The organism is Streptococcus sp. V728 (assembly GCF_052077995.1).
GTDB lineage: Bacteria > Bacillota > Bacilli > Lactobacillales > Streptococcaceae > Streptococcus > Streptococcus infantis_B.
Genome location: NZ_JBQJJH010000004.1, coordinates 13,419 through 27,469 on the forward strand (window position 1 = coordinate 13,419; position 14,051 = coordinate 27,469).

A 14,051-nucleotide genomic window follows, 5' to 3' on the forward strand; every position below is an offset into this window, starting at 1 on the left:
AAATAATCCCCCTTGAAGCAATCAATTAGTTACCAAATTTTTGTTGGATTGTTTCTTTGATCAATGTTACAGCATCATTAGCAGCTGTTTTAGCATCTTTCTTACCGCTTACAGCGTCAAAGAGCATTGTTTTAGCTGGGTCCCAAACTGTTGACATTTGAGAGATGTTTGGCATTGGTTGAGCGTTTTGGAACTGTTTGATAACAGCTGTAGTCAACTCATCGTTTTTACCTTCAGCGTAAGCACGAGCTTCAGTGTTCGCTGGGATTTCGTTAGTAGCATCGTAGAATGCTTTTTGTTGGTCAGTTGAAACAAGGAAGTCTACAAATTTTTGAGCGCCTTCAAGGTTCTTAGTGCTTGATGGGATAATCCAAGCTTTACCACCACCAAAGGCTGCATAGTTTTTGCCGTTTGGAAGAGTTGGGATAGTTGCAACACCGTAGTTTACTTTAGCGTCTTTGAATGCTTGAGCTTTCCAAGGACCGTCGATGATTGCAGCTGTTTTACCTTCTTGGAATTGAGTTTGGATCAAGTTTCCAGCACCTTCAGTATCTTGCATACCTTTAGGCCATTTGTCGTACCAAGTCTTAGCGTATTCGATACCTGCTATAGCACCATCGTTAGCAAGACCGATATCTTTAGGATTTTTACCGTTGTCACCAAATACGTAAGCACCGTTACCTGCAAGAAGTCCGTATGCATAGTAGAAGTTAGTCCAGTCAGCTAGGAAAGCAGTAGTTTTTCCTTCTTCACCAGCAAAAGCGTATTTGCTATCTTTAGCAAGGTTTTCTAAGTCAGCAAATGTTTTTGGAGCTTCTTTAATCAAGTCTTTGTTGTAGTACATAACAAGTGACTCGATAACAGCTGGAGCACCGTAAACTTTTCCACCAACAGTTACAAGAGATTTAGTAGTGTCATCTGTTTTAGCACCGTCGCTCAAAGTTACTTCTGAAAGTTGTCCGTCAGTACCAAGGCTACCTACACGGTCGTATGGAGCCATCATAACGTCAGCAGCTTTACCTGATTGGTTATCAAGTGAAAGGTTGTCGAGTCCACCTAATTGGTCACCAGTTTTAATAGTAACTTTTACACCAGCTTCTTTTTCGTAAGCTTTTGCAGCTGATTCAGCGAAGGCTTTATATTGATCTTCAACGTAGAAAGTGATTTCTTGACTTCCTGATGTAGAAGAATCAGCAGCTTTATCAGCAGTTTTGCTTCCGCAAGCTACCAAAAGCAAGCTAGCAAGAGTAGCAGTACCAAGTACGGCAGCGCTCTTCATGAATTTAGTTGACATAGTGTATTCCTCCTAAAGAATAACAAATTTTAATTTCGAGGAAACGCAAACGTTTTCCCTTATGACCATAGTATAGCACAAACAGAAAACGGTTGCAAGCGTTTTTTATAAAAATTTTTTAAAAAGCTTAAAGTTAAGAAAAACAGAAAACGGTCCCTATAATAGGAAGAAAAGATAAATAATCAAGGAAAAATGTTCGGAAATGGAATGAATGGAAACGATTGCTCATTTTTTTTAAAAAAATTATCAAGGGCAGAGAAGATGATATAGTAAATTTTGTTTTTAATAATATGAATAAATCCAAAAAAAGTTTTTTAAAAACGCTTGCATTTCTTTTGGAAATGGGTTATACTTTAATTAGCGCAAACGTTTGCGCAAAAATTGAAGTAATTAACAATATAAACACTTGAGGTGCTAATATGAAAAAACGTCAAAGCGGTGTGTTGATGCACATCTCATCACTTCCAGGAGCATACGGAATCGGATCATTTGGTCAAAGCGCCTATGATTTCGTTGACTTCTTGGTTCGCACGAAGCAACGCTACTGGCAAATCCTTCCTTTGGGAACAACTAGCTATGGGGATTCTCCTTACCAATCATTCTCAGCCTTTGCTGGCAACACACATTTTATCGACCTTGATATTTTGGTAGAGCAAGGTTTGTTGGAAGCAAGTGATCTTGAAGGTGTGGACTTTGGTAGCAACCCAAAAGAAGTAGACTACGCTAAAATCTACTATGCACGTCGTCCGCTTTTAGAGAAAGCTGTCAAACGTTTCCTTGAAGTTGGAAATGTCAAAGACTTCGAAAAATTTGCGCAAGAAAATCAATCATGGCTTGAACTCTTTGCAGAGTATATGGCGATCAAAGAGCATTTTGACAACCTTGCTTGGACAGAATGGCCAGATGCAGATGCTCGTGCTCGCAAAGCTTCAACTCTTGAAAGTTACCGTGAGAAATTAGCTGACAAGCTTGTTTACCACCGCGTAACCCAATACCTTTTCTTCCAACAATGGTTGAAATTAAAGGCATACGCTAATGACAACCACATCGAAATCGTTGGAGACATGCCTATCTATGTGGCTGAGGACTCAAGCGATATGTGGGCTAATCCGCATCTCTTTAAAACAGATGAAAACGGAAAAGCAACACACATTGCAGGATGCCCACCAGATGAGTTTTCTGCAGACGGTCAACTTTGGGGGAACCCAATCTATGACTGGGAAGCAATGGACAAAGATGGCTATAAATGGTGGATTGAACGCTTGCGTGAAAGCTTTAAAATCTACGATATCGTTCGTATCGACCACTTCCGTGGATTTGAGTCTTACTGGGAAATCCCTGCTGGTTCTAAAACAGCGGCACCTGGTAAATGGGTGAAAGGACCTGACTACAAACTCTTTGCAGCTGTTAAAGAAGAGCTTGGTGACTTGAACATCATCGCAGAAGACCTTGGATTCATGACTGATGAAGTTATCGAGCTTCGTGAGCGCACTGGCTTCCCAGGAATGAAAGTCCTTCAATTTGCCTTCAACCCAGAACATGAAAGTATCGACAGCCCACACTTGGCACCAGCAAACTCAGTTATGTATACAGGAACACACGATAACAACACTGTTCTTGGTTGGTACCGTGATGAGATTGACGATCCAACACGTGAGTACATGGCACGCTATACAAACCGCAAGGAATACGAAACAGTAGTACATGCTATGCTTCGTACAGCCTTTTCATCAGTAAGCTTTATGACTATCGCTACTATGCAAGATTTGCTAGAGTTGGATGGTTCAGCTCGTATGAACTTCCCATCTACTCTTGGTGGAAACTGGTCATGGCGTATGACAGAGGATCAATTGACTCCTGCTGTCGAAGAAACTTTGCTTGACTTGACTACAATTTATCGCCGAATTAATGAAAATTTGGTAGAATTAAAGAAATAAGACAATATCAGGAGACATAAAAATGTTACCATTAAAAGAATTTGTACATAATCGTTACAATAAATCTATCGCAGAATGTAGCAACGAAGAGCTTTACCTTGCTCTTCTTAACTACAGCAAACTTGCTAGCAGCCAAAAACCAGTCAACACTGGTAAGAAAAAAGTTTACTATATCTCAGCTGAGTTCTTGATCGGTAAACTCTTGTCAAACAACTTGATTAACCTTGGTCTTTATGACGATGTTAAGAAAGAACTTGCTGACGCAGGTAAAGAGTTGATCGAAATCGAAGAAGTAGAATTGGAACCATCACTTGGTAACGGTGGTTTGGGGCGTTTGGCAGCCTGCTTTATCGACTCAATCGCTACACTTGGTTTGAACGGTGACGGTGTTGGTTTGAACTACCACTTTGGTCTTTTCCAACAAGTTCTTAAAAACAACCAACAAGAAACAATTCCTAACGCTTGGTTGACTGACCAAAACTGGTTGGTTCGCTCAAGCCGTAGCTACCAAGTACCATTTGCACACTTCACATTGACTTCTACTCTTTACGATATCGATGTACCTGGTTACAAAACAGCTACCAAAAACCGTTTGCGTTTGTTTGACTTGGATTCAGTTGATTCTTCAATCATCAAAGATGGTATCAACTTTGACAAGACAGATATCGCTCGCAACTTGACTCTTTTCCTTTACCCAGACGATAGCGATAAACAAGGTGAATTGCTCCGTATCTTCCAACAATACTTCATGGTTTCAAACGGTGCACAATTGATCATCGATGAAGCAATCGAAAAAGGAAGCAATTTGCATGACCTTGCTGACTACGCAGTTGTACAAATCAACGATACTCACCCATCAATGGTGATTCCTGAATTGATCCGTCTTTTGACTGAACGTGGTATCGAACTTGATGAAGCAATTTCTATCGTTCGTAGCATGACTGCCTACACAAACCACACAATCCTTGCTGAAGCCCTTGAAAAATGGCCTCTTGAATTCTTGGAAGAAGTGGTTCCTCACTTGGTACCAATTATCGAAGAATTGGATCGCCGTGTTAAAGCAGAATACAAAGATCCAGCAGTTCAAATCATCGATGAGAGCGGACGTGTTCATATGGCTCACATGGATATCCACTACGGATACAGTGTTAACGGGGTTGCGGCTCTTCACACTGAAATCTTGAAGAACTCAGAGTTGAAAGCTTTCTACGACATTTACCCAGAAAAATTCAACAACAAAACAAACGGTATTACTTTCCGTCGTTGGCTCATGCATGCCAACCCAAGATTGTCTCACTACTTGGATGAGATTCTTGGACGCGAATGGCACCATGAAGCTTCTAAATTGGAAGACCTTCTTTCATACGAAGACAAGGCTGCTGTCAAAGAAAAATTGGAAAGCATCAAAGCTCACAATAAACGTAAATTGGCTCGTCACTTGAAAGAGCACCAAGGTGTGGAAATCAATACAAACTCTATCTTTGATATCCAAATCAAACGTCTTCACGAGTACAAACGCCAACAAATGAACGCTTTGTATGTCATCCACAAATACTTGGACATCAAGGCTGGTAACATCCCTGCTCGTCCAATCACAGTATTCTTTGGTGGTAAAGCAGCTCCTGCCTACACTATCGCTCAAGACATCATCCACTTGATCCTTTGCTTGTCAGAAGTGATTGCCAACGATCCAGCAGTAGCACCACACTTACAAGTGGTTATGGTTGAAAACTACAACGTTACTGCAGCAAGCTTCTTGATCCCAGCATGTGATATCTCAGAACAAATCTCACTTGCTTCTAAAGAAGCTTCAGGTACTGGTAACATGAAATTCATGTTGAACGGAGCTTTGACTCTTGGTACTATGGATGGTGCTAACGTGGAAATCGCTGAGTTGGTTGGCGACGAAAACATCTACATCTTCGGTGAAGATTCAGAAACTGTTATCGACCTTTACGCGAAAGCAGCATACAAATCAAGCGAATTCTACGCACGTGAAGCTATCAAACCATTGGTTGACTTCATCGTCAGCGACGCTGTTCTTGCGGTTGGTAAGAAAGAACGCTTGGAACGTCTTTACAACGAATTGATCAACAAAGACTGGTTTATGACTCTTCTTGACTTGGAAGACTACATCAAGGTTAAAGAGCAAATGCTTGCTGACTACGAAGACCGTGACGTATGGTTGGATAAAGTCATCGTCAACATTGCTAAAGCAGGATTCTTCTCATCTGACCGTACAATCGCTCAGTACAACGAAGATATCTGGCACTTGAACTAAGATTCTTTGCATTAGATTATAAAAAACGCATCTAAAAAGATGCGTTTTTTGTTTTTAGGTTCATTCACAGTACTTTTCCAACAAGAATCTCTGCTTCGATAGTAATTTCTGTCAATTGACTCCAGTCAATCTTGCTCTGGTCAACGTGGAAGAGCAGGGGAGTCATGCTGAGTAAGGCTTGGCGTTGTTCTGCTGTAATGGGCTTGGTCAGGGAAGCGATTTGACTAGATTGGATGCTGAAATGTTCCTGGAAATGTTCCTTGATATCTTGGTTGGAATAGTCCTTCTTTGTTAGTTGTTCCTGTACCATTTGGCGGATTTCCTTGAGATGGTTTTCAGTAGGAATAACCTTGATTAAGATACCGTCCTTTGATAAGACACGGCGAAATTCTCCGTAGTTGGCAGGAGAGAAGATATCAATAAGAATATCCATGCTGGCGTCTTTTATAGGAAGGTGAGCTAGGTCGCCAACAAACCAGTTGACTGCCCAGTTGGATTCACTTTTGGCAGCGATTTGGACTGAGTCTTTTGAAATGTCAAAGGCGTAAAAGGTTTTTTCAGGGTGCACTTCTTGGAGTTTACGAGAGTAGAAACCTTCACCACAACCGATATCCAAGACTGTTTTTGCGGATGGTTTAGTCGCTAGTGAGTCCGAGATGCCTTCTAAAACAGCCTGATAAAAGCCAGCTTCTAGGATTTGCTGGCGGTTTTGGAAGTTCTCCTTGTCGTAGTTGGCGGATTGCTTGATTTGGGGTGCTAGATTGACATAGCCAAATTTAGCCAGGTCAAAAGAATGGCGATTATCGCACTTGAGACTGCTCTCGGCCAAGGTCAGATTTTCTTGGCAGATAGGGCAGGCAAAGGCACTAGCAGATGCAAAACGCTGGAGTTTGGGTTTGAGGTTTGTATTCATAGTTTTAGTCTAGCAAAAAAAGAACTGGATGGCAAATGCATCCAGTTTGTTTTTTAGTATGTTAGAACGAAGTATTTTTTCTTACCACGGCGGATTACAGTAAGTTCATTCTCTAACTTATCTGCATCGCTCAAGACATAGTCAAGGTCTTGGATACGATCACCGTTGACGTAGATAGCTCCATTTTGAACATCTTCGCGGGCTTGGCGTTTTGAGTTAACCACACCAGAAGATACGAGCAATTCTACGATATTGTGGTTTTCGTCTGCTTGCACTTGGTAGTTTGGCACACCACGAAGTCCTTGTTTGAGTTCTTTGACAGAAAGGTTTTTGATATTTCCGGCAAAGAGTTGCTCAGTGATGTTGAGAGCTTCTTTGTAGGCTTCTTCACCGTGGACAAGTGTTACGACTTCACGAGCTAGGACTTTTTGAGCCAAACGTTCGTGTGGCGCCGCTTCAAATTGTTTACGGATGTCTTCAATCTCGTCAAGTGACAAGAAAGAAAAGATCTTCAAGAAGCGAACAGCGTCAGCGTCCATGACATTCATCCAGAATTGGTACATTTCGTATGGAGAAGTCTTTTCAGGATTGAGCCAGACGGCGTTTCCTTCTGATTTACCAAATTTCTTACCAGTTGCGTCTGTGATGAGTGGAACAGTGATGACATGACCAGTCTTGTCAGCCTTACGACGAAGCAATTCGGTACCAGCTGTCATATTTCCCCACTGGTCAGAACCACCGATTTGAAGGGTTACATTGTGCTCTTGGTTAAGAACGAAGAAGTCATAACCTTGCATGATTTGGTAGGCAAACTCAGTGTAAGAAATCCCTGTTTCAATACGTTTCTTCACAGACTCCTTGCTCATCATGTAGTTGACAGTGAAGTATTTTCCGATATCTCGGAGGAAGTCAATGAAGCTGATGCTGCCAAACCAGTCGTAGTTGTTGACCATGACAGCTTTATTTTCACCATTTTCAAAATCAAGAAAGCGAGAAAGTTGTCCTTGGATAGACTTGACCCAGCCATCTACTGTGTCTTTTGTTTGGAGACTACGTTCAGCATCTTTGAAGGACGGATCTCCGATGAGACCTGTAGCACCGCCAACGAGCGCATAAGGTTTGTGACCTGCTAACTGCAAACGACGACTTGTCAAGATTGCGACAAGGTGGCCTAGGTGAAGGCTGTCAGCAGTTGGATCGTAGCCAGTATAATAAGAAACTTGACCTTCTTCTAGGGCTTTACGCAAAGCTTCTTCATCAGTCGTTTGAAAAATCAAACCACGCTCTTTTAGCTCATCAAAAATGTGCATGTGTCTTTTCTCCTTTTTAAAATATTGTTTCTACCTATTGTACCACAAAGTCAGGAAATAGCCTAGTATCTTAGGGGAGAAAGTTGCTGCTTGTACTTTTTTGGAAACGAGTGAAATATGGTATAATAGCACTAGCTTATTTTCAGAGAAATAGATAAAAATCGTTGAGAAAGGGGCTGAAAGATGTCTCATATTATTGAATTGCCAGAAGTCTTGGCCAATCAAATCGCAGCAGGAGAAGTGATCGAACGTCCTGCCAGTGTAGTTAAAGAGTTGGTTGAAAATGCTATCGACGCTGGCTCAAGCCAGATTATCGTTGAGATTGAAGAAGCTGGTCTTAAGAAAATCCAAATCACCGATAATGGTCATGGGATTGCCCACGATGAAGTCGAGTTGGCTCTCCGCCGTCATGCGACCAGTAAGATTAAGAATCAAGCGGATCTCTTTCGGATTCGGACCCTCGGTTTTCGTGGTGAAGCCCTGCCCTCTATCGCATCTGTGAGTGTACTGACTCTTTTGACAGCGGTGGATGGCGCAAGTCACGGAACCAAGTTAGTTGCTCGTGGGGGAGAAGTTGAAGAAATCATCCCAGCGACAAGCCCTGTAGGGACTAAGGTTTGTGTGGAGGATCTCTTTTTCAACACACCAGCCCGTCTCAAGTATATGAAGAGCCAGCAGGCAGAGTTATCTCATATCATCGATATCGTTAACCGTCTAGGCTTGGCCTATCCTGAGATTTCCTTTAGCCTGATTAGCGATGGCAAGGAAATGACACGGACAGCTGGAACTGGTCAACTGCGCCAAGCCATTGCGGGCATTTATGGTTTGGCTAGTGCCAAAAAGATGGTTGAAATTGAGAATTTTGACCTAGATTTTGAAATTTCAGGCTTTGTCTCATTGCCTGAATTGACGCGGGCTAATCGCAATTATATCAGTCTTTTTATCAATGGTCGTTATATCAAAAACTTCTTGCTCAATCGTGCTATTTTAGATGGTTACGGGAGCAAGCTCATGGTGGGGCGTTTTCCGCTGGCCGTTATTCACATTCATATCGATCCTTATCTAGCAGATGTCAATGTGCATCCAACCAAGCAAGAGGTACGAATTTCCAAGGAAAGAGAGCTGATGGCGCTGGTCTCAGAAGCTATCGCAAAAAGTCTCAAGGAACAGACCTTGATTCCAGATGCCTTGGAAAATCTTGCCAAATCTACCGTTCGCAATCGTGAAAAAGTAGAGCAAACGACTTTACCACTGAGAGAAAATACGCTCTACTATGAAAAAAATGAACCGACAAGACCGACTCAAGCTGAGGTAGCAGACCATCAGGTAAACTTGACAGAAGAGAAGCAGGATTTGAACCTCTTTGCTAAGGAAACCTTGGATCAGCTGACTAAACCAGCTAAACTGCATTTTGCAGAGAGAAAGCCTGTCAGCTATGATCAATTGGACCATCCAGAGTTAGATCTAGCTAGTTTGGATAAGGCTTATGACAAGCTGGAACGAGAAGAGTCTTCGAGTTTCCCAGAGTTGGAATTTTTCGGTCAGATGCACGGCACCTATCTCTTTGCCCAAGGTCGAGATGGGCTTTACATCATAGATCAGCATGCGGCCCAGGAGCGGGTTAAGTACGAGGAGTACCGCGAAAGCATTGGCAATGTTGACCAGAGCCAGCAGCAGCTCCTAGTGCCCTACATCTTTGAATTTCCAGCAGATGATGTCCTTCGTCTCAAGGAAAGAATGCCTCTCTTAGAGGAAGTCGGCGTCTTTCTAGCAGAGTACGGGGAGAACCAATTTATCCTAAGGGAACATCCTATTTGGATGGCAGAAGAGGAAATCGAATCTGGGATCTATGAGATGTGCGACATGCTCCTTTTGACCAAGGAAGTTTCAATCAAGAAATACCGAGCAGAGTTGGCCATTATGATGTCCTGCAAGCGGTCTATCAAAGCCAATCATCGTATCGATGACCACTCTGCTAGACAGCTCCTCTATCAGCTCTCTAAATGTGACAACCCATACAACTGTCCGCACGGACGTCCTGTTTTGGTGCATTTTACCAAGTCAGATATGGAAAAGATGTTCCGTCGCATTCAGGAAAATCACACGAGTCTACGAGAACTAGGAAAATACTAATACTCTTCGAAAATCTCTTTAAACTGCGTCAGCCTTACCTTGTCTAACTTAAGTTATGCCTACGGTTAGCTTCCTAGTTTACTCTTTGATTTTCATTGAGTATAAATTGAAGGGAAAATTATGTACGAATATCTAAAAGGTATCATTACCAAAATTACTGCTAAATACATCGTTCTAGAAGCAAACGGAATCGGCTATATCCTACACGTAGCAAATCCCTATGCTTACTCGGGACAAGTCAATCAGGAAGCGCAAATCTATGTGCATCAAGTTGTTCGCGAAGACGCTCATCTCCTTTATGGTTTCCGTTCAGAAGACGAGAAAAAACTCTTTCTCAGCTTGATTTCGGTGTCGGGCATTGGTCCTGTATCAGCTTTGGCTATCATTGCAGCAGATGACAATGCAGGCCTCGTTCAAGCCATCGAGACCAAGAACATTACCTACTTGACCAAATTTCCTAAAATCGGTAAGAAAACAGCCCAACAGATGGTACTGGACTTAGAAGGTAAGGTGGTTGTGGACGGAGATGATCTTCCTGCTAAGACTGCAGCTCCATCTACCAGTGACAATCAAGAATTGGAGGAAGCTATGGAAGCCATGTTGGCACTGGGCTACAAGGCGACTGAGCTCAAGAAAATCAAGAAATTCTTTGAAGGAACTTCAGATACTGCTGAAAACTACATCAAATCTGCCCTTAAGATGTTGGTGAAATAGGAGAAGAAGATGCCAAAACGCTGTGGCTGGGTTAAAATGAACAACCCTCTATATGTAGCCTACCACGATGAGGAATGGGGACAGGCCCTCCATGATGACCGAGCACTTTTTGAGTTGCTTTGCATGGAGACTTATCAGGCTGGTCTTTCTTGGGAAACGGTGCTCAATAAACGCCAAGCCTTCCGCCAAGCTTTTCATGGTTACCACATTCAAGCTGTTGCAGACATGACGGATGAAGAACTGGAAGATCTGATGAATAATTCAGCTATCATCCGCAATCGTGCCAAGATATTTGCCACCCGAGCAAACGCCCAGGCCTTTTTACAAGTTCAGAAAGAGTATGGCTCTTTTGATGCTTATCTCTGGTCTTTTGTAGGGGGGAAAACCATCGTTAACGATATCCCGGACTACAGTCAAGCACCAGCCAAAACGCCTTTGTCTGAAAAAATATCCAAGGATCTCAAAAAACGTGGTTTTAAGTTCACTGGACCAGTCGCTGTTTTGTCCTATCTGAAGGCTGCAGGGCTAGTTGATGACCATGAGAATGATTGTGAATGGAAGGGGAATTAAATGATGTCTACAAAATATAAGGGAGTTCTGATTTTTGGGCTCCTATATACAATTCTCTTTGTGTTTGATGGTATACGAGTATTTGATGCTCCATTGCCTTCTTCTGCAGGGACTTATTTAGTCTATACCATCATGTTTGTGTATGGTTGCTTCTTATTTAAGTCCCTATTGCTCCAAAAGTGGGAAGAGGTTAGAAGTTCTAAAAGGAAATTTATCTTTGGGGTTTTAAAAGACTGGGGCTTGCTTTTCCTTTCAACCATTCTTTTTGGGCTCCTATCGGAAATGTTGAGACAGATGTTGGGATTAAGCGGACAGGGACTAAACGAGGCTAATATACAAACTGCCTTTAAAGAACAACCACTACTGATAGCGGTTTTTGCCTGTGTCATAGGCCCTTTAGTGGAAGAGCTCTTTTTCCGTCAAATTTTATTGAGATATTTAAGGAAGAGTCTACCAACTTGGCTGAGTGTCTTTTTGGTCGGTCTTGCCTTTGCACTTACTCATATGCACAGTTTGTCTTTATCAGAGTGGGTCGGTGCAGTCGGATACCTAGGTGGTGGCCTTGCTTTTTCTATTATTTATGTGAAAGAAAAGGAGAATATCTACTATCCCTTACTTGTTCACATGTTAGGCAATAGCCTATCCTTTATTATTTTAGCCTTGTCTTAATCCTATACATAAAAAAGCAACCGCTCGATGTGGTTGCTTTTTATAGTAGTTGTATTCTTATAGAGCAGTAAGGAAAGTCAGTCCGCCAAGGATAACCCCGGCTGAGTTTGGAATGATTAGAATCCAGTCTTTCTTAGGCTCTTTTGTCCATCCATAAATGACCCAGATTAAGCAAGAGACTGCTGCTGATAAAGGTTGAAATGGTTGAGCTTTGTTTCCTTGTAAATTGGCAAAAATTTGAGGGATGTAGGCTATAAATACAATAATCCCGATAAAGGCACCAATTGAACCAACAACTTGATTAATTCTCTGTTTAGTCATATATATTTCTCCTTATTACTTTATTAGTATAACAGAAAAACAACTTGGATTCAAGGACAAAACCTCGGGATTCTAAGGAAAGACTTTACATTAGAACGTTTTTAGAAAATGTAGCTACTTTTCTTTGGAGAATAAAAAAAAGCTTTGGAGCCATAATAAAAGTAGTCTGTCTGTAAAACACACTACTTTTATTGTTTATCTTAATATCTAGCAGGTCCAGCACTTGCGCTCTTGATGTTGAAACGTTTTTTGAGGTAGAAACGTAGGGCAAGGAGAGCTCCTCCAATCACCAATAAAACAAGTGGTGGGAGGCTGATGTTGATGGCTTGTGGAAGGAAGTTGCTCAAGAAGAGGATGAAGACCCAGGCAAACATGGTTGCTAACATAACCAAAAGTGATTTCCAGAATGGAGGGCGTTGGCTACGGTCAGTATCTGGTCCGTAGTAGCGGTAGATGAAGTGATAGAGAAGGTAAAAGGCAACTCCACCAAAGGCCCCTACACTGATAAGTGTTACCAATCCGTAGGCCACAGGTTGGTTTGAGAAGAAGCTCATCAAGGCGCTAACTACTGCAAATAATCCTGTGATGAAAAGGGCTGAATCCAACATCATCAATTTTGGATCGTCGTTTTCTTTTGGATGTTCTTTTTCGAATTGCTCTTTTTCGCTGAAACTATGAGCCCAGTGAGTTGGTGCTCCGTAGATAGAACGAGCTGTCACTCCTTTTGGTTGTTCTTCAAGGATGTGAGGAATGACTTCTTCAAGGATGGCCTTGATTTCAGCGTCAGTTTTTCCGTCCTTGAGAAATTGTTGGGTTGCAATATGGATAAATTCCTGGTTTTTCTTTGTTAATTCTTTTAAATCAATCTGTGACATAATAACTCCTGTTTAGAACCATTTTTTATGGATGAGGTAAAGAGTGAGAGAAACACTCATAGCAAAGGCGATAAAGACGATGAGCCAGAAAGCATGCGGCTCTCCGTTTAAAGGAATTTCATTATCCTTAAAGTTCATTCCATAAGCTGAGAAAATCATGGTCGGGATAGACATAACGATGGTCACGAGAGCCAAGGTTTTCATGATATTGTTCTGGTTGTTTGAAATGATTGAGGCAAAGGTCTCTGTCATAGAGTGAAGGACATTTCCATAGATATCCGCCATCTCGATGGCCTGTTGGGTTTCAATCAAGGTATCTTCTAGTAAGTCTTCGTCTTCAAGGTATTTCTTAATATTGCTAGTTGCGCTGGTCAATTTTTTAATCACGCGCTCATTTGTCTTAAGTGAAGCTTTGAAGTAGACGATGGTCTTTTCCAACTCCATGAGTTCAATCAATTCTTCGTTTCGAGTAGATTTGTGAAGTTGGCTTTCAATCTGCTCACTCTTACGTTCAATCGAACGGAGGGCAGTTAGGTAAATCTCCGCATTGCGGTAGAGGATTTGGAAGATGAAGCGCGACCGCATGAAGGTATAGAAATTCCGAAGTCTACGATTGATAAAGACATCAAGAAGTGGTAGAGGCTCCAAGCAGGTAGTGATGATAGCCTCTTCTGTGATGATAATCCCCAAGGGAATAGTCACGTAGTAGGTCTGGTTATTTCTTTCCTCTGTGATTGGGACGTCTACGATGATCAAAGTGTACTCATCTTCGATGGTGATACGAGACATTTCTTCCGCATCGAGCGGTGCACGGAGGTCAGCAATATCAATATCAAAGGCCGAGGCGATTTCCATCGATTCGCTTTGAGTAGGATTGACGAGATTGATCCAAGTGCCCGGCTGGAGCGTATCAATCTCTTTAAATTCAGTTGTTGTTGAGAGAAAGACTTGCTTCATATCTCTTATCCTTTCCTAATCTAATCCGTGTTTCAGTGATTTTTGACACCGTACTATTATACTACAAATTCTGCTTT

12 protein-coding genes are annotated in these 14,051 nt (G+C 41.9%); 6 read left to right on the top strand and 6 right to left on the bottom strand.

The features are described 5' to 3' along the window. Positions 1–25: 25 nt before the first annotated feature. Positions 26–1,294, bottom strand: a complete 1,269-nt coding sequence (locus tag ACTO1Y_RS06765) for an extracellular solute-binding protein (RefSeq protein WP_006149580.1) — start codon at positions 1,292–1,294, stop codon at positions 26–28. Between the two features lie 419 nt (positions 1,295–1,713). Between ACTO1Y_RS06765 and malQ the strand changes: the two genes are divergently transcribed. Both malQ and glgP read left to right on the top strand, forming a co-directional pair. After that, the gene (gene malQ, locus ACTO1Y_RS06770) at positions 1,714–3,231 is read left to right on the top strand and encodes a 4-alpha-glucanotransferase (protein ID WP_006149656.1); all 1,518 of its coding nucleotides are present in this window, start codon (positions 1,714–1,716) and stop codon (positions 3,229–3,231) included. Between the two features lie 22 nt (positions 3,232–3,253). Next, positions 3,254–5,512, top strand: a complete 2,259-nt coding sequence (gene glgP / locus ACTO1Y_RS06775; protein ID WP_441348741.1) for a glycogen/starch/alpha-glucan family phosphorylase — start codon at positions 3,254–3,256, stop codon at positions 5,510–5,512. Between the two features lie 64 nt (positions 5,513–5,576). Here the strand turns inward: glgP and ACTO1Y_RS06780 are convergent, their stop codons facing one another. Continuing rightward, entirely contained in the window at positions 5,577–6,425 is an 849-nt protein-coding gene (locus ACTO1Y_RS06780; protein ID WP_441348742.1) for a putative RNA methyltransferase, read from the bottom strand. A gap of 53 nt (positions 6,426–6,478) precedes the next feature. After that, entirely contained in the window at positions 6,479–7,735 is a 1,257-nt protein-coding gene (gene tyrS / locus ACTO1Y_RS06785; RefSeq protein WP_441348743.1) for a tyrosine--tRNA ligase, read from the bottom strand. Between the two features lie 183 nt (positions 7,736–7,918). On the opposite strand from tyrS, the gene mutL reads away from it, so the two are divergent. The 4 genes from mutL (at position 7,919) to ACTO1Y_RS06805 (ending at position 11,821) form a co-directional block, all read left to right on the top strand. Further along, entirely contained in the window at positions 7,919–9,868 is a 1,950-nt protein-coding gene (mutL, locus tag ACTO1Y_RS06790) for a DNA mismatch repair endonuclease MutL (RefSeq protein ID WP_441348744.1), read from the top strand. A gap of 120 nt (positions 9,869–9,988) precedes the next feature. Further along, positions 9,989–10,582: a Holliday junction branch migration protein RuvA gene (gene ruvA / locus ACTO1Y_RS06795; RefSeq protein WP_441348745.1), complete on the top strand. Its 594-nt coding sequence runs from the start codon at positions 9,989–9,991 to the stop codon at positions 10,580–10,582. Positions 10,583–10,591: 9 nt separating this feature from the next. Then, complete coding sequence (locus tag ACTO1Y_RS06800) at positions 10,592–11,152, top strand: DNA-3-methyladenine glycosylase I (protein ID WP_441348746.1); 561 nt, start codon at positions 10,592–10,594, stop codon at positions 11,150–11,152. Then, positions 11,153–11,821 carry a CPBP family intramembrane glutamic endopeptidase gene (locus ACTO1Y_RS06805; protein WP_441348747.1) on the top strand — a complete coding sequence of 223 codons (669 nt, stop codon included), beginning with the start codon at positions 11,153–11,155 and terminating at the stop codon, positions 11,819–11,821. 57 nt (positions 11,822–11,878) lie between these two features. On the opposite strand, the gene ACTO1Y_RS06810 is transcribed toward ACTO1Y_RS06805, so the two are convergent. The 3 genes from ACTO1Y_RS06810 to ACTO1Y_RS06820 all read right to left on the bottom strand — a co-directional run bounded on the left by ACTO1Y_RS06810 (position 11,879) and on the right by ACTO1Y_RS06820 (position 13,974). Continuing rightward, entirely contained in the window at positions 11,879–12,142 is a 264-nt protein-coding gene (locus ACTO1Y_RS06810) for a SemiSWEET family transporter (protein ID WP_016466361.1), read from the bottom strand. Between the two features lie 200 nt (positions 12,143–12,342). Continuing rightward, entirely contained in the window at positions 12,343–13,017 is a 675-nt protein-coding gene (locus ACTO1Y_RS06815; RefSeq protein WP_006153110.1) for a DUF1129 domain-containing protein, read from the bottom strand. A 12-nt stretch (positions 13,018–13,029) separates the two neighbouring features. Further along, on the bottom strand, positions 13,030–13,974 hold the full coding sequence (locus ACTO1Y_RS06820) for a magnesium transporter CorA family protein (RefSeq protein WP_000815631.1): 945 nt from the start codon (positions 13,972–13,974) through the stop codon (positions 13,030–13,032). Between the last annotated feature and the right edge of the window lie 77 nt (positions 13,975–14,051).

Excerpts from the sequence above, each read along its gene's own strand:
- ACTO1Y_RS06815 (WP_006153110.1), bottom strand. The coding sequence starts at position 13,017 with ATGTCACAGATTGATTTAAAAGAATTAACAAAGAAAAACCAGGAATTT.
- ruvA (WP_441348745.1), top strand. The coding sequence starts at position 9,989 with ATGTACGAATATCTAAAAGGTATCATTACCAAAATTACTGCTAAATAC.
- ACTO1Y_RS06810 (WP_016466361.1), bottom strand. The coding sequence starts at position 12,142 with ATGACTAAACAGAGAATTAATCAAGTTGTTGGTTCAATTGGTGCCTTT.
- mutL (WP_441348744.1), top strand. The coding sequence starts at position 7,919 with ATGTCTCATATTATTGAATTGCCAGAAGTCTTGGCCAATCAAATCGCA.
- malQ (WP_006149656.1), top strand. The coding sequence starts at position 1,714 with ATGAAAAAACGTCAAAGCGGTGTGTTGATGCACATCTCATCACTTCCA.
- ACTO1Y_RS06800 (WP_441348746.1), top strand. The coding sequence starts at position 10,592 with ATGCCAAAACGCTGTGGCTGGGTTAAAATGAACAACCCTCTATATGTA.
- glgP (WP_441348741.1), top strand. The coding sequence starts at position 3,254 with ATGTTACCATTAAAAGAATTTGTACATAATCGTTACAATAAATCTATC.
- tyrS (WP_441348743.1), bottom strand. The coding sequence starts at position 7,735 with ATGCACATTTTTGATGAGCTAAAAGAGCGTGGTTTGATTTTTCAAACG.
- ACTO1Y_RS06805 (WP_441348747.1), top strand. The coding sequence starts at position 11,153 with ATGATGTCTACAAAATATAAGGGAGTTCTGATTTTTGGGCTCCTATAT.
- ACTO1Y_RS06780 (WP_441348742.1), bottom strand. The coding sequence starts at position 6,425 with ATGAATACAAACCTCAAACCCAAACTCCAGCGTTTTGCATCTGCTAGT.
- ACTO1Y_RS06820 (WP_000815631.1), bottom strand. The coding sequence starts at position 13,974 with ATGAAGCAAGTCTTTCTCTCAACAACAACTGAATTTAAAGAGATTGAT.
- ACTO1Y_RS06765 (WP_006149580.1), bottom strand. The coding sequence starts at position 1,294 with ATGTCAACTAAATTCATGAAGAGCGCTGCCGTACTTGGTACTGCTACT.